The sequence below is a fragment of the Pseudomonas alkylphenolica genome (assembly GCF_004025535.1).
GTDB lineage: Bacteria > Pseudomonadota > Gammaproteobacteria > Pseudomonadales > Pseudomonadaceae > Aquipseudomonas > Aquipseudomonas alkylphenolica_A.
In genome coordinates, this window is the sequence record NZ_QJRG01000039.1 from 164,791 (window position 1) to 179,297 (window position 14,507).

A 14,507-nucleotide genomic window follows, 5' to 3' on the forward strand; every position below is an offset into this window, starting at 1 on the left:
CGAAGCCGCCGAGAACCATATCCATGGGCGACATGATCAGATCCGTTTCCGACGCGCCAGCCCTTGCGGCCGGGGGCTGGTCGCGATAAGCACGCCGATGTCGCGGATAGGAAAGTGTCCGCCCCACAGCTTGAGCAGAATCGCAGCTATCAGGCCGCAGTCGGCCGTGGAGACGAGCATGTCCAACTTCCTCAATCCGGTCAGCACCCAGACCTGGGCCAACGGCCGCCACATCGTCCGTTGCGTCAAGGTGATCCAGGAAACCTGGGATGTGCGCACCTTCTGTTTCATGGCCGACCAGCCGATCATGTTCTTCTTCAAGCCCGGGCAGTTCGTGACCCTGGAGCTGGAGATCGACGGCCAGCCGATCATGCGCTCGTACACCATCTCTAGCTCGCCTTCGGTGCCTTACAGCTTCTCGGTGACCATCAAGCGGGTACCGGGCGGCAAGGTTTCCAACTGGCTGCACGACACCCTCCACGAGGGCCAGGAACTGGCGGTGCACGGACCGGTCGGGCTGTTCAATGCCATCGATTTTCCCAGCCCCAAAGTGCTGTACCTCAGCGGCGGTGTCGGCATCACCCCGGTGATGTCCATGGCCCGCTGGTTCTATGACACCAACGGCAATGTCGACATGGTCTTTGTCCACAGCGCGCGCTCGCCCAAAGACATCATCTATCACCGCGAGCTGGAGCACATGGCGTCGCGGATCGACAACTTCAGCCTGCACATCATTTGCGAGAAGCATGGCCTCGGCGAGCCGTGGGCAGGCTACCGGGGTTACTTGAACCAGAAGCTGATGGAGTTGATTGCCCCCGACTACATGGAGCGGGAAATCTTCTGCTGCGGCCCGACGCCGTACATGACCGCGGTCAAGCGCCTGCTGGAGAGCAGCGGCTACGACATGAGCCGCTACCACGAGGAGTCGTTCGGCGCGACCCCGGCCGAGGTCAAGGCCGACGCCGTCGAGCTTGCCGAGCAGGCCGCCGAGGCGCCGGAAGTCGACAACGCCGACCTGCACCAGGTGGAGTTCACCGCCACTGGCAAGAGCATTCGCGTGGCCCCGGGCGAGACCGTGCATGCGGCAGCGGCCAAACTCGGTCTGATGATCCCCAAGGCCTGCGGCATGGGCATCTGTGGTACCTGCAAGGTGCTCAAGCTGAGCGGTGAGGTAGAGATGGAGCACAACGGCGGCATCACCGATGATGACGTCGCCGAAGGTTACATTCTGTCGTGCTGCAGCGTGCCCAAGGGCGACGTGCGCATCGAGTTCTGATCAGACGCTGAAGCGCGCCACCAGGCCGTTGAGGTCAACGGCCAGACGCGACAGCTCGGCACTGGCCGCGCTGGTCTGGTGGGCGCCGGTGGCCGACTGTACCGACAGGTCGTTGATATTGACCAGGTTGCGGTCCACTTCGCGGGCCACCTGGGCCTGCTCTTCGGCGGCGCTGGCAATCACCAGATTACGCTCGTTGATTTCGGCAACCGCACCGGTGATGGTGTCCAGCGCCAGGCCCGCGCCACGGGCGATGTTCAAGGTCGACTCGGCGCGCTCGGTGCTGTTTCGCATGGAGTTCACCGCCTGCTCGGTGCCACCCTGGATGCTGCCGATCATCCGCTCGATCTCGCTGGTCGATTGCTGGGTGCGATGTGCCAAGGCTCGCACCTCGTCAGCCACTACGGCAAAGCCACGGCCGGCTTCACCGGCACGGGCCGCCTCGATGGCCGCGTTAAGTGCCAGCAGGTTGGTCTGGTCAGCCAGGCCGCGAATCACATCCAGTACCTTGCCGATATCGCGCGACTCTTCCGCCAGGTTGCCGATCAGATCGGCGGTGCCCTGCACGTCAACACTCATGCGTTCGATGGCGTTGACGGTCTCCAGTACCAGGTCACGGCCATCGCCTGCCGAACGGGTGGCTTCCTTCGACGCTTCGGAGGTACTCACGGCATTGCGTGCCACTTCTTCAACCGCGCTGGTCATCTCGGTGACGGCGGTGGCGGCCTGTTCGATCTCGTTGTTCTGTTGCTGCAGGCCCCGGGCGCTTTCGTCGGTGACGCTGTTGAGCTCTTCGGCGGCCGAAGCCAGTTGCGTGGCGGAGCCGGCAATCAGCTGCAAGGTGTCGCGCAGCTTGTTCTGCATCTTGGCCATGGCGCGCAGCAAGCGGGCTGCTTCATCCTGGCCCTGGGCTTCGATACGGCGGGTGAGGTCGCCTTCCGCGATGCGTTCGGCGGCCTGCAGCGCCTCGTCGATCGGCTTGACGATGCTGCGCGTCAGCAGCAACGCACAGATCAGGGTCAACGCCGTGGCGGCCAACAACAGGCCGATCACCAGCGTGACCGCGTTGTCGTACTGATCGGCAGCGGTCTGGTTGACCTCGCGGGTTTGTTCGGTGTTGATGGTGACCAACTGATCCATGATGCTGTTGATCTGCTCGGAGTTATCGAGCATGTCACGGTTGATCAGGCTGCGCAGGGTGTCCAGGTCGTTGCTTTGCGAGGCCTGGCGCATGCGGCTTTCCAGCTGGCGGTACTGGCTGAGCAGCTGCACATACTGGTTATAGGCCCCCTGTTCCTGCGCCCCGTAGATCAGCGGCTCGTAGACTTTGCGCGCCTCGTCGATCTGCTGGTTGCGCTGGTCGATCAGCCGCAGGGTGTTCTGCACGGTGTCGGTTTCGCGGTTGAGCAGCAAACGGTAAGACAAGGTGCGCAGGCGCAGGGTCAACTGCGACAACTGGTCGAGGTTGGTGATGCTGGGCACTGTGGAGTTTTCGATGATTTCGCCGGCCTGGCGAATCTTGCTCATCTGGTTCAGGGCAAACAGCCCCAGGGCCAGCATCAGCGCACCGATAAGGGCAAACCCCAGGAGCGCGCGCGGGGCGATGTTCATATTGCGTAGGGACATGGTGAAGTTCCGCAGGAGGGGGAGAGGCGCGCGTCCATGCGCCAGATTCAGCAATGCCATGCCTATCGGTCGGTGGGTGGAAGACTTGAGCGACACAAGATGAAACGATGCACCGGTGTCCGGTTTTCCTGACAAACGGGCACCATCAGGGGGAACCGGACCGTCATCGATGGGTCAATCTGCACCAGGCCGAAGCGTCTACTCCGATATCCCTGGCGACCACGCGGACTTTTCTTTATCGTGTGCGCCCCCTGAAAAACCCGAGAAGGCAATCATGTTGGAAACTTCCCTCAGTCAATTGGAACAACTCGTCAGCGACCTGGTACAGAAGAATCAGGAACTGGCCGAGCGCAACGAACAGATCAGCAGTGAACTGGCCCAGGCCAAAGACGAAAACGAAAGCCTGCAACTGGCCCTGATGGAACAGGAAGAGAAGCAGGGCGCCACCGCTGCGCGCATTCAGGCGCTGGTCGAGCGTGCCGGTGGTACCGTTAGCGCATGAGCACTTCAGCACAGCCGATCAATGTCGTGTCGATTCTTGGCAGCGACTATTCGATCAAGGCCCCTGAGGGCCAGGAGCAAGCCCTGGCGCAGGCCGTGCAGATGCTCAACGCGTCGCTGGCCGAAACCAAGCGCAAATATCCGACCCTGATCGGTGACAAATTGCTGGTGCTGGCAGCCCTCAACCTGTGTTCCAAGCAGATCGAACTGCAACAGCAACACCAGCAGGCCCTCGACCGTTACCAAGAGCAAGTCAGCGCCACGGTCGATGCCATTTCCCGGACCATCGGCAACAGCTGACAGGTCGCGCTAAACCGTCCTCTATTGTTTTGCTCGCTCACTGCCCGGTCGGCAGTGGGCGGCATTGTCATGGGTCAAAGAAATAATTGTATCCCTTCGTGTATACAATTGGCCTGGCTATTGCAGCTCAGGCGTTTTTGCTCAGGGGAAGGGTCATGCAGTTCTGGCGGCGTAGCATTCAGTGGCAATTGATCGCAAGCATGGGCGCAGCCTTGCTGGTGAGCATTCTTATCGTGGTCGGAATCTATTCGGTGGCGGTCAATCGCCTGACCGAGCGTTACCTGGTCGACACGGCGTTGCCGGCAAGCATTGAGGCAATTCGTAACGACATCGAACGGATGTTGAGTCGCCCGCTCACGGCGGCGTCCGATATTGCCAGCAACACCTTGCTGCGTGACTGGCTGGCGGCTGGCGAAGACACTGCCCAGGCGCCGCAATTTATCGAATACCTCGAGACCGTGCGGCAGAAGAACCAGGCGTTCACTTCCGTGCTGGCGGCCACTGAAACCAACCACTACTACAACGAAAAAGGTCTGGACCGCACTCTGAGCCGCAGCAATCCGAAAGACAGCTGGTTCTACGGGTTTATCGACAGCGGCAATCCGCGCTTGCTGAACATCGACATTGACGGCAGCACCGGTGAGCTGGCCTTGTTCATTGATTACCGGGTGGAAAAAAACGGCAAGCTGGTGGGCATCGCCGGGCTGGGGCTGCGCATGACCGAGCTGTCGGCGTTGATTCACAACTTCAGCTTTGGTGAGCGTGGCCGGGTATTCCTGGTACGTGGTGATGGCCTGATTCAGGTTCACCCCGAGCAACAGTTGAGCGGCAAACGAAAACTCTCCGAGCAGATTGGCGAGGTTGCTGCGCAAGCGGTACTGAGCCATGCGGACGGCTTGCGCAGCAGCCGTTTCGAACGCGACGGCGAAGGCTTTCTGGCCTTGAGTCTGCCGCTGCGCGACATGAACTGGAGCCTGGTGGTCGAAGTGCCTGAAGCGCAGATCTATGCCCCGGTGCGTGAGACCGTGTGGCTGACCAGCTTGATTGGCGGTGCAGTGGCGCTGGTGTCGCTGTTGCTGGTGGTGCTGTTGTCGCGCGGTATTGTCCGCCCGATTCGCCGCGTTACCGATGCGTTGATGGCGATCGGCAAGGGCGGTGGCGACCTGACCCGGCGCCTGGACGAAAGCCGCGCTGACGAACTGGGCGACCTGGCGCGGGGGTTCAACCGTTTTCTCAATAGCCAACGTGAGCTGATCGGCGCCGTGCTGCATACCAGCGAGCGCTTACACAGTTCGGTCGCCCAGGTGACGCAGGTGGTGCAGAACACTGCTGAGCGCTCAGGCCGTCAGCAAGAAATGACCGAGATGGTCGCTACAGCGGTGCATGAAATGGGCCTGACGGTCCAGGACATTGCCCAGAACGCAGGTAACGCTGCCCAGGCCTCTGAAACCGCGCGCGCCGAAGCGCTTGAAGCCCGCGAGGTGGTGCGTCGTTCGATAGCCCACATCGAAGGCATGTCGGGTGAAATTGGCCAGGCAGCCAATGCCGTGGGCGAACTGGCCAGTGAGGTGGCTTCGATCGATGAAGTGCTGGCGGTAATCCGCAGTATTTCCGAGCAAACCAACCTGCTGGCGCTCAATGCCGCGATCGAGGCGGCGCGGGCCGGAGAGATGGGCCGCGGCTTTGCGGTGGTTGCCGATGAGGTACGGACCCTGGCCCGACGCACCCAGGTGTCTACAGATGAAGTGCAGCAAATGATCCTGCGCCTCAAGCAAGGCGCCGGCAGCGCCGTGGCGTCGATGCAGGCCGGGCAGGCGGCGACGGGTACCGGTGTGCAGTCCAGTCAGCAGACGGGTGCATCGCTGAGCACCATCACCGACCAGGTCGAGCACATCAGTGACATGAACCACCAGGTGGCTACGGCCACCGAGGAACAGTCGGCGGTAACCGAAGAGATCAATCGCAACGTACAGGGTATCTCCGACCTGGCCCGGCAGACGGCGGCGGAAGTGCAGGGGTGTCGTGAAGAGTGCCAGGCACTGCGGGGCTTGGCGGATGATCTGGCGCGGCAGATGGGTGGATTCCGGTTGTAATCGGAGTGAGGTTGATCGCCGGCAAGCCGGCTCCTACAGGTTGCGGTAGGAGCCGGTCTGGCGTCAGGCGCCCATGGCCTCACGAATATCCGCGGCCAGTTCGCGCACCCGCGCTTCATCGGTGTCCCACGAACACATGAACCGCGCGCCGCCGCTGCCAATGAAGGTGTAGAAGCGCCAGCCCTTGTTGCGCAACGCTTCCAGGGCCGGTTCAGACATCTGCAGAAACACTCCGTTGGCCTCGACCGGGAACATCAGCTCGACACCCGGCACATCACTCACCAGCGTGCTGAGCAGCTGTGCGCAGCGGTTGGCATGGTTGCCATACTTCAGCCACGCGTCGCCTTCGAGCAAGCCAACCCAGGGAGCGGCCAGAAAGCGCATTTTCGAGGCCAGTTGGCCGGCCTGCTTGCAGCGGTAGTCGAAGTCTTCGGCCAGTTTGCGGTTGAAGAACAGGATCGCCTCGCCGACCGCCATGCCGTTCTTGGTACCGCCAAAGCACAACACGTCGACACCGGCCTTCCAGGTCAGCTCGGCCGGCGAGCAGCCCAGGTAGGCGCAGGCATTGCTGAAGCGGGCGCCATCCATGTGCAGGTTAAGGCCCAGTTCCTTGCAGGTGGCGCTGATCGCCTTGAGCTCGTCGGGGCGGTACACGGTGCCGACTTCGGTGGCCTGGGTAATGGTCACGACCCGGGGCTTGGGGTAGTGGATGTCCTGGCGCTTCAAGGCGATTTCGCGAATCGATTCGGGGGTCAGCTTGCCGGCCACGGTGCGTGCAGTCAGCAGCTTCGAGCCGTTGGAGAAGAACTCTGGAGCGCCGCATTCGTCGGTCTCGACGTGGGCGGTCTCCGAGCAGATAACGCTGTGGTAGCTCTGGCACAAGGACGACAGCGCCAGGGAGTTGGCCGCCGTGCCGTTGAAGGCGAAGAACACTTCACAGTCGGTTTCGAACAGCTTGCGAAAGTATTCGGCGGCGCGCGCGGTCCACTGGTCATCGCCGTAGGAACGGTCGTGACCCTGGTTGGCTTTTTCCATTGCGGCCCAGGCTTCGGGGCAGATCCCGGAGTAGTTGTCGCTGGCGAATTGTTGATTGTTATCGGTCATGACGCCTTTCCTTGTTACGACTCACAAGGAGGCACTGTAAACCATTGATTTGAAGTTTGCCTATAAAGTTTTGGCACCACGAAGCTGAGACTGGGTAACTTCCCGGTCGCGGTGTTCGTCTTTCACGTTATAACGGTTTGCTTGGTGTGGGATGATGATGGGCTTGCAGTTTCACAAGCCCATCATCAAGTCTACTTGTTAGACGGGGTCAATGGTGCCATGCATACGCAGTGGGTTAAACCTAGGGCAGCCTACTGCTGAAATCCACAGATAATTAAAGCTGATCTTATACTCCTTGCCATCGATTTTTAGTTTATCGCCCTGCGGAACTCCCATAATGCTAAGTGCGGATTCGCCAAAAATATCAATGTAAGTTTGGGTGTCTCGGTTATATAAAGTGCACCTGGGCGGCAAGTCGGAAATGCCGGTGTCGTCGGTGTGATGGTCTTGCGCAGCGGAAGTCCTGGTACCGATAATTTCGATAGTATCGATTTCGCTGTTGTGATTGTTCCCATTGGTTATAAAGTTGTGCGATTCTGTTTTGACTGTGAAGCTATTATTATTCCCGAGTTCTACGCCGATCAAGGCATGGCCGATAAGTTTGGTCATTAGCGAAGCGATTCGATCGTGTACGTAGAAAGTATGTTCTTCAAATTTGAATTTCATGGTGTGTTTTCCAAGTTGTTTTTTGGTTGCGACGTTAATATCGGGCGTGGCGCTAATGTGTACAACTGATAAGGTTGTTGGTTGACATGTCATGGGTTGTTGAGCTTGGTAATCTTGTTTATTGCAATATTTAGTTAAACAGTTGCCTGTATTCATCAATCGACCTCGCTCGCGGATTGGCGCCGCGATCGCGGGTTCAAGGCCCTCCGAGGGCACGCCTCCATCATGTTTGGTGGAGCCATGTCGTAAACGCGCCACTGCAAGGCGCGCGCAGGCATCTGGCTCGCCCGCTGCAGTCATACCATCGCTGCAAAAGGGCAGATGCCCGACAAGACCGATGCCGCTGCCGGGAGAGATGCAATGTTCAGCAAGCAAGACCAGATCCAGGGTTATGACGACGCACTGCTGGCGGCGATGAATGCCGAAGAACAACGCCAGGAAGATCACATCGAACTGATCGCCTCGGAGAACTACACCAGCAAACGCGTCATGCAGGCCCAGGGCAGCGGCCTGACCAACAAGTACGCCGAAGGCTATCCCGGCAAGCGCTACTACGGCGGCTGTGAGCACGTCGACAAAGTCGAGGCGCTGGCCATCGAGCGCGCCAAGCAGCTGTTCGGTGCCGACTACGCCAACGTCCAGCCGCACTCCGGCTCTTCGGCCAACAGCGCCGTGTACCTGGCCCTGCTGCAGGCCGGCGACACCATTCTGGGCATGAGCCTGGCCCACGGCGGTCACCTGACCCACGGTGCCAAGGTGTCGTCCTCGGGCAAGCTCTACAACGCAGTGCAGTACGGCATCGACACCGCCACCGGCCTGATCGACTACGATGAGGTCGAACGCCTGGCCGTGGAGCACAAGCCGAAGATGATCGTTGCCGGCTTCTCGGCCTACTCCAAGACCCTCGACTTCCCGCGTTTTCGTGCCATCGCCGACAAGGTCGGGGCGCTGCTGTTCGTCGACATGGCCCACGTTGCCGGCCTGGTTGCCGCCGGCCTGTACCCGAACCCGCTGCCGTTCGCCGATGTCGTCACCACCACTACCCACAAGACCCTGCGCGGCCCGCGTGGCGGCTTGATCCTGGCCAAGGCCAACGAAGAGATCGAGAAAAAGCTCAACGCCGCGGTATTCCCCGGCGCCCAGGGCGGCCCGCTGATGCATGTAATCGCTGCCAAGGCGGTGTGCTTCAAGGAGGCGCTGGAGCCGGGCTTCAAAACCTACCAGCAGCAGGTCATCGACAACGCCCAGGCCATGGCCAGGGTGTTTATCGAGCGTGGCTTCGATGTGGTTTCCGGCGGCACCGACAACCACCTTTTCCTGGTCAGCCTGATTCGCCAGGGCCTGACCGGCAAAGACGCCGACGCCGCCCTGGGCCGTGCGCATATCACCGTGAACAAGAACGCCGTTCCCAACGACCCGCAGTCGCCGTTCGTTACCTCGGGGCTGCGTATCGGCACTCCGGCCGTCACTACCCGCGGTTTCAAGGTGGCTCAGTGCGTGGAACTGGCCGGCTGGATCTGCGACATCCTCGACAACCTCGGTGATGCCGACGTCGAGGCGGATGTGGCGAAGAACGTGTCGGCACTGTGTGCAGATTTTCCGGTTTACCGCTGAGTGGTTCAGGAGTGAAAACTATGCAACGTTATTCCGGCTTCGGCCTTTTCAAACACTCGCTCAGCCACCACGAAAACTGGCAGCGCATGTGGCGCACGCCGACCCCGAAAAAGGTCTACGACGTGGTCATCGTCGGCGGCGGCGGGCACGGCCTGGCGACCGCCTATTACCTGGCCAAGGAGCACGGTATCACCAACGTTGCCGTGGTCGAAAAGGGCTGGCTGGGCGGTGGCAACACCGCGCGCAACACCACCATCGTGCGCTCCAACTACCTGTGGGACGAGTCGGCGCACCTGTATGAACATGCCATGAAGCTGTGGGAAGGCCTGTCGCAAGACATCAACTACAACGTGATGTTCTCCCAGCGCGGCGTCTACAACCTGTGCCACACCCTGCAGGACATGCGCGACTCCGAGCGCCGCGTCAGCGCCAACCGCCTCAACGGCGTGGACGGCGAACTGCTCAATGCCCAGCAGGTGGCCGACGAGATTCCGTACCTGGATTGCTCGAAAAACACCCGTTACCCGATCATCGGTGCCACCGTGCAACGACGCGGCGGTGTAGCCCGCCACGATGCCGTGGCCTGGGGCTTTGCCCGCGCCGCCGACGCCCTGGGTGTGGACCTGATCCAGCAGACCGAAGTGATCGGTTTTCGCAAGGAAAACGGCGTGGTCATCGGTGTCGAGACCAACAAGGGTTTCATCGGCGCCAAGCGCGTTGGTGTGGTCACTGCCGGTAACTCCGGGCACATGGCCAAGCTCGCCGGCTTTCGCCTGCCGATCGAGTCGCACCCGCTGCAGGCACTGGTGTCCGAGCCGCTCAAGCCGATCATCGACAGCGTGATCATGTCCAACGCCGTACACGGCTACATCAGCCAGTCCGACAAGGGCGACCTGGTAATCGGTGCCGGCATCGACGGCTGGGTCGGTTACGGCCAGCGCGGTTCGTACCCGGTCATCGAGCACACCCTGCAAGCGATTGTCGAAATGTTCCCGATCCTTTCGCGGGTGCGCATGAACCGCCAATGGGGCGGCATCGTCGACACCACGCCAGACGCCTGCCCGATCATCTCCAAGACCCCGGTGAAGAACATGTTCTTCAACTGCGGCTGGGGTACCGGTGGCTTCAAGGCCACGCCGGGCTCGGGCAACGTCTTCGCCGCCAGTCTGGCCAAGGGCGAAATGCACCCGCTGGCCAAACCATTTTCCATCGACCGTTTCTACAACGGCGCCCTGATCGACGAACACGGCGCTGCCGCTGTCGCCCACTAACAGGAGAAATCCCCATGTTGCATATCTTCTGTCCCCACTGCGGCGAGCTGCGCTCCGAGGAAGAATTCCACGCTGCAGGCCAGGCGCACATTCCGCGGCCACTGGACCCCAACGCCTGTTCCGACGAGGAGTGGGGTACCTACATGTTTTTCCGCGACAACCCGCGCGGCCTGCACCACGAACTGTGGATACACGCCGCCGGTTGCCGCCAGTACTTCAACGCCACCCGTGACACGGTGACCTACGAAATTCTGGAAACCTATCCGATCGGCGCCAAGCCGCAAGTGACCGGCAAAAACACCAGCCCGCAGTTGGCAGTCAGTGGTCAGGGAGAAAAGGTATGAGCCAGGTCTATCGCCTGTCCAATGGCGGTCGTATCGATCGCAGCAAAGTCTTGAACTTCACCTTCAACGGCCAGACCTACCAGGGCTTTGCCGGTGACACCCTGGCCGCCGCCTTGCTGGCCAACGGCGTCGACATTGTCGGGCGCAGCTTCAAGTACTCGCGCCCGCGCGGCATCATCGCCGCAGGCTCCGAAGAGCCGAACGCCATTTTGCAGGTCGGCGCCACCGAAGCCACCCAGGTACCCAACGTGCGCGCAACCCAGCAGGCCCTGTATGCAGGCCTGGTGGCGACCAGCACCAACGGCTGGCCCAGCGTGAACACCGACGTCATGGGCATTCTCGGCAAGGTCGGCGGCAAGCTGATGCCGCCGGGCTTCTACTACAAGACGTTCATGTACCCGCAGTCGTTCTGGATGACCTACGAGAAGTACATCCGCAAGGCCGCAGGGCTGGGTCGTGCGCCGCTGGAACTCGACCCGGACACCTACGACTACATGAATCAGCACTGCGACGTGCTGGTGGTTGGCGCTGGCCCCGCCGGACTGGCGGCAGCACTGGCCGCTGGCCGTAGCGGTGCGCGGGTGATTCTCGCCGACGAGCAGGAAGAGTTCGGCGGCAGCCTGCTCGACAGCCGTGAAAGTCTTGACGGCAAACCAGCTGCCGACTGGGTCGCCGCCGTGGTGGCCGAGCTGCGGGGCATGCGTGAAGTCACGCTGTTGCCGCGTGCGACCGTCAACGGTTACCACGACCACAACTTCCTCACCATCCACGAGCGCCTCACCGACCACCTGGGCGACCGTGCACCGATCGGCACCGTGCGCCAGCGCATGCACCGGGTGCGCGCCAAGCGCGTGGTGCTGGCCACCGGTGCGCACGAGCGTCCGCTGGTGTACGGCAACAACGATGTGCCGGGCAACATGCTCGCCGGGGCGGTGTCTACCTACGTGCGCCGTTATGGCGTAGCGCCGGGCCGCAACCTGGTGCTGTCGACCAACAACGACCATGCCTACCGCGTGGCGCTGGACTGGCATGATGCCGGCCTGAAAGTGGTCGCCATCGCCGATGCCCGCCACAACCCTCGCGGGTCGCTGGTGGAAGAAGCGCGGGCCAAGGGCATGCGCATCCTCACCTCCAGTGCCGTGATCGAATCGCGTGGCAGCAAGCATGTCACCGCTGCCCGTGTCGCCGCCATCGACGTCAAGGCGCACAAGGTCGCAAGCCCTGGCGAATGGCTGGACTGCGACCTGGTGGCTACCTCCGGCGGCTACAGCCCGGTGGTGCACCTGGCATCGCACCTGGGCGGCAAGCCGGTCTGGCGCGAAGACATCCTCGGTTTCGTACCGGGTGATGCCCCGCAAAAACGAGTGTGTGTCGGCGGCATCAATGGCGTGTTCGCCTTGGGCGATACCCTGGCCGACGGTTTCGAAGGCGGCGCGCGTGCGGCCACCGAGGCCGGCTTCAAGGCCGTGCAGGGCACGCTGCCCAAGGTGCTTGCGCGTCAGGAAGAAGCTACCGTGGCCCTGTTCCAGGTGCCTCACGACAAGAACACCGCACGGGCGCCGAAGCAATTCGTCGACCAGCAGAACGACGTCACTGCCGCCGCCATTGAACTGGCGACGCGCGAAGGTTTTGAGTCGGTCGAGCACGTCAAACGCTACACCGCGCTGGGTTTTGGCACCGACCAGGGCAAGCTGGGCAACATCAACGGCCTGGCGATTGCAGCCCGCTCGATGGGCATCACCATCCCGGAAATGGGCACCACCATGTTCCGTCCCAACTACACGCCGATCACTTTCGGCGCCGTGGCCGGGCGGCACTGCGGGCACCTGTTCGAGCCGGTACGTTTCACTGCGCTGCATGCCTGGCACCTGAAAAACGGTGCCGAGTTCGAAGACGTCGGCCAGTGGAAGCGGCCGTGGTACTTCCCGCGCAACGGTGAAGACATTCATGCCGCCGTCGCGCGCGAATGCAAGGCAGTGCGCGACAGCGTCGGCCTGCTCGACGCCTCGACCCTGGGCAAGATCGACATCCAGGGCCCGGACGCCCGTGAGTTCCTCAACCGCATCTACACCAACGCCTGGACCAAGCTGGATGTGGGCAAAGCCCGTTACGGCCTGATGTGCAAAGAAGACGGCATGGTCTTCGATGACGGTGTGACCGCCTGCGTCGGCGAGAATCACTTCATCATGACCACCACCACCGGTGGCGCGGCGCGGGTGCTGCAGTGGCTGGAGATCTACCAGCAAACCGAATGGCCGGACCTCAAGGTGTACTTCACTTCGGTGACCGACCACTGGGCGACCCTGACCCTGTCGGGCCCCAACAGCCGCCAGCTGCTCAGCGAAGTGACCGATATCGACCTGGACAAAGACGCCTTCCCGTTCATGAGCTGGAAGGAGGGCCTGGTGGCGGGCGTGCCGGCGCGGGTGTTCCGGATCTCGTTCACCGGTGAGCTGTCGTACGAAATCAACATCCAGGCCAACTACGCCATGGGCGTGCTGGAGAAGATCGCCGAGGCGGGCAAGCAGTACAACCTGACCCCCTACGGCACCGAGACCATGCACGTACTGCGGGCCGAGAAGGGCTTCATTATCGTCGGCCAGGACACCGACGGTTCGATGACCCCGGACGACCTCAACATGGGCTGGTGCGTGGGCCGTACCAAGCCGTTCTCGTGGATCGGCTGGCGCGGGATGAACCGCGAAGATTGTGTACGTGAAAACCGCAAGCAACTGGTGGGGCTCAAGCCGGTCGACCCGAACCAGTGGCTGCCGGAAGGGGCGCAACTGGTGTTCGATCCGAAACAGGCGATCCCGATGGACATGGTCGGTCACGTGACCTCCAGCTACGCCAGCAACTCCCTGGGCTATTCCTTCGCCATGGGGGTGGTCAAAGGTGGCCTCAAGCGTCTGGGTGAACGGGTTTACTCGCCGCAGGCCGATGGCAGCGTGATCGAAGCCGAGATCTGTTCTTCGGTGTTCTTCGATCCGAAAGGCGAGCGGCAAAACGTCTAAAGCCGCTCCCACAGGGTCGGTGTTGCGCGCAACTACAGCATTCAAGGCAGGTGAGTAATGAGCACTATCAACGTCTACCAGCAACGCCCAGGCAACGACGTCAAGGCCGAGTCGCCACTGCACCATGCCGACCTGCCCAGCCTGGTCGGCAAGGGCCGCAAGAACGCCGGGGTAACCCTGCGCGAGCACAAATTCCTCGGTCACCTGACCCTGCGCGGCAGCGGTCACGACCAGGCCTTCGCCGGCGGTGTGTTCAAGGCCCTGGGCCTGGAGCTGCCCGTCGCCCTTACCGTGGTTGCCAGCGGCGAGATGTCGCTGCAATGGCTGGGCCCGGATGAGTGGCTGCTGATCGTCCCCGGTGGCCAGGAGTTTGCCGTCGAGCAGAAACTGCGCGATGCCCTCGATGGCCAGCACATCCAGATCGTCAATGTCAGCGGCGGGCAGACCCTGCTGGAACTGAGCGGCCCGAACGTGCGCGAAGTGCTGATGAAATCCACCAGCTACGATGTACATCCAAACAACTTCCCCGTCGGCAAAGCCGTGGGCACCGTGTTCGCCAAGTCGCAACTGGTGATCCGTCGCACCGGCGAGGAAACCTGGGAGCTGCTGATACGTCGCAGCTTCTCCGATTACTGGTGGTTGTGGCTGCAGGATGCAGCGGCCGAATACGGTTTGAGCATCGAGGCCTAGGGAGCGAT

13 protein-coding genes and 2 pseudogenes are annotated in these 14,507 nt (G+C 61.6%); 10 read left to right on the forward strand and 5 right to left on the reverse strand.

Annotation, left to right across the window (positions count from 1 at the left end; all coding sequences use genetic code 11):
- Positions 1–36: 36 nt before the first annotated feature.
- Entirely contained in the window at positions 37–180 is a 144-nt protein-coding gene (locus tag DM813_RS10520; protein WP_197877506.1) for a hypothetical protein, read from the reverse strand.
- On the opposite strand from DM813_RS10520, the gene gbcB reads away from it, so the two are divergent.
- The gene (gene gbcB / locus DM813_RS10525) at positions 179–1,276 is read left to right on the forward strand and encodes a glycine-betaine demethylase subunit GbcB (RefSeq protein ID WP_128323333.1); all 1,098 of its coding nucleotides are present in this window, start codon (positions 179–181) and stop codon (positions 1,274–1,276) included. The two genes, DM813_RS10520 and gbcB, sit on opposite strands and share 2 nt — an antisense overlap.
- Here gbcB and DM813_RS28985 read toward each other — a convergent pair whose 3' ends face one another.
- Complete coding sequence (locus tag DM813_RS28985) at positions 1,277–2,149, reverse strand: methyl-accepting chemotaxis protein (RefSeq protein WP_420066456.1); 873 nt, start codon at positions 2,147–2,149, stop codon at positions 1,277–1,279.
- A pseudogene (locus DM813_RS28990) lies at positions 2,132–2,962 on the reverse strand (MCP four helix bundle domain-containing protein); the annotation flags it as partial. The gene DM813_RS28985 and the pseudogene DM813_RS28990, both read right to left, overlap by 18 nt.
- Positions 2,963–3,176: 214 nt before the next feature.
- Here DM813_RS28990 and DM813_RS10535 point away from each other — a divergent pair.
- From DM813_RS10535 to DM813_RS29000, 4 genes and pseudogenes are all read left to right on the forward strand, one after another.
- A complete protein-coding gene (locus DM813_RS10535) occupies positions 3,177–3,404 on the forward strand; it encodes a hypothetical protein (RefSeq protein ID WP_128323335.1) in 228 nt (75 codons plus the stop codon).
- On the forward strand, positions 3,401–3,703 hold the full coding sequence (locus tag DM813_RS10540) for a cell division protein ZapA (RefSeq protein WP_128323336.1): 303 nt from the start codon (positions 3,401–3,403) through the stop codon (positions 3,701–3,703). Before DM813_RS10535 ends, DM813_RS10540 begins: the two co-directional genes overlap by 4 nt.
- Positions 3,704–3,903: 200 nt before the next feature.
- A pseudogene (locus tag DM813_RS28995) lies at positions 3,904–4,932 on the forward strand (HAMP domain-containing protein); the annotation flags it as partial.
- 135 nt (positions 4,933–5,067) lie between these two features.
- On the forward strand, positions 5,068–5,796 hold the full coding sequence (locus DM813_RS29000) for a methyl-accepting chemotaxis protein (protein ID WP_431311949.1): 729 nt from the start codon (positions 5,068–5,070) through the stop codon (positions 5,794–5,796).
- 63 nt (positions 5,797–5,859) lie between these two features.
- Here DM813_RS29000 and DM813_RS10550 read toward each other — a convergent pair whose 3' ends face one another.
- The gene (locus tag DM813_RS10550) at positions 5,860–6,900 is read right to left on the reverse strand and encodes a low specificity L-threonine aldolase (protein ID WP_128323338.1); all 1,041 of its coding nucleotides are present in this window, start codon (positions 6,898–6,900) and stop codon (positions 5,860–5,862) included.
- A gap of 198 nt (positions 6,901–7,098) precedes the next feature.
- A complete protein-coding gene (locus DM813_RS10555; protein WP_128323339.1) occupies positions 7,099–7,941 on the reverse strand; it encodes a hypothetical protein in 843 nt (280 codons plus the stop codon).
- Between DM813_RS10555 and DM813_RS10560 the strand changes: the two genes are divergently transcribed.
- The 5 genes from DM813_RS10560 to DM813_RS10580 are packed head-to-tail and all read left to right on the forward strand — an operon-like array spanning position 7,927 to position 14,499.
- Positions 7,927–9,180: a serine hydroxymethyltransferase gene (locus tag DM813_RS10560; RefSeq protein ID WP_128323340.1), complete on the forward strand. Its 1,254-nt coding sequence runs from the start codon at positions 7,927–7,929 to the stop codon at positions 9,178–9,180. The two genes, DM813_RS10555 and DM813_RS10560, sit on opposite strands and share 15 nt — an antisense overlap.
- Before the next feature lie 20 nt (positions 9,181–9,200).
- Positions 9,201–10,451 carry a sarcosine oxidase subunit beta family protein gene (locus DM813_RS10565; RefSeq protein WP_128323341.1) on the forward strand — a complete coding sequence of 417 codons (1,251 nt, stop codon included), beginning with the start codon at positions 9,201–9,203 and terminating at the stop codon, positions 10,449–10,451.
- Between the two features lie 14 nt (positions 10,452–10,465).
- A complete protein-coding gene (locus tag DM813_RS10570) occupies positions 10,466–10,795 on the forward strand; it encodes a sarcosine oxidase subunit delta (protein WP_128323342.1) in 330 nt (109 codons plus the stop codon).
- Positions 10,792–13,809, forward strand: a complete 3,018-nt coding sequence (locus DM813_RS10575) for a sarcosine oxidase subunit alpha (RefSeq protein WP_128323343.1) — start codon at positions 10,792–10,794, stop codon at positions 13,807–13,809. Before DM813_RS10570 ends, DM813_RS10575 begins: the two co-directional genes overlap by 4 nt.
- 57 nt (positions 13,810–13,866) lie before the next feature.
- Positions 13,867–14,499: a sarcosine oxidase subunit gamma gene (locus DM813_RS10580; protein WP_128323344.1), complete on the forward strand. Its 633-nt coding sequence runs from the start codon at positions 13,867–13,869 to the stop codon at positions 14,497–14,499.
- Positions 14,500–14,507: the final 8 nt, after the last annotated feature.

Bases quoted from the DNA above. Each gene is read 5' to 3' on its own strand.
- gbcB (WP_128323333.1), top strand. From the start codon at position 179: ATGTCCAACTTCCTCAATCCGGTCAGCACCCAGACCTGGGCCAACGGC.
- DM813_RS10520 (WP_197877506.1), bottom strand. From the start codon at position 180: ATGCTCGTCTCCACGGCCGACTGCGGCCTGATAGCTGCGATTCTGCTC.
- DM813_RS28985 (WP_420066456.1), bottom strand. From the start codon at position 2,149: ATGGCCAAGATGCAGAACAAGCTGCGCGACACCTTGCAGCTGATTGCC.
- DM813_RS10535 (WP_128323335.1), top strand. From the start codon at position 3,177: ATGTTGGAAACTTCCCTCAGTCAATTGGAACAACTCGTCAGCGACCTG.
- DM813_RS10540 (WP_128323336.1), top strand. From the start codon at position 3,401: ATGAGCACTTCAGCACAGCCGATCAATGTCGTGTCGATTCTTGGCAGC.
- DM813_RS29000 (WP_431311949.1), top strand. From the start codon at position 5,068: ATGGTCGCTACAGCGGTGCATGAAATGGGCCTGACGGTCCAGGACATT.
- DM813_RS10550 (WP_128323338.1), bottom strand. From the start codon at position 6,900: ATGACCGATAACAATCAACAATTCGCCAGCGACAACTACTCCGGGATC.
- DM813_RS10560 (WP_128323340.1), top strand. From the start codon at position 7,927: ATGTTCAGCAAGCAAGACCAGATCCAGGGTTATGACGACGCACTGCTG.
- DM813_RS10565 (WP_128323341.1), top strand. From the start codon at position 9,201: ATGCAACGTTATTCCGGCTTCGGCCTTTTCAAACACTCGCTCAGCCAC.
- DM813_RS10570 (WP_128323342.1), top strand. From the start codon at position 10,466: ATGTTGCATATCTTCTGTCCCCACTGCGGCGAGCTGCGCTCCGAGGAA.
- DM813_RS10575 (WP_128323343.1), top strand. From the start codon at position 10,792: ATGAGCCAGGTCTATCGCCTGTCCAATGGCGGTCGTATCGATCGCAGC.
- DM813_RS10580 (WP_128323344.1), top strand. From the start codon at position 13,867: ATGAGCACTATCAACGTCTACCAGCAACGCCCAGGCAACGACGTCAAG.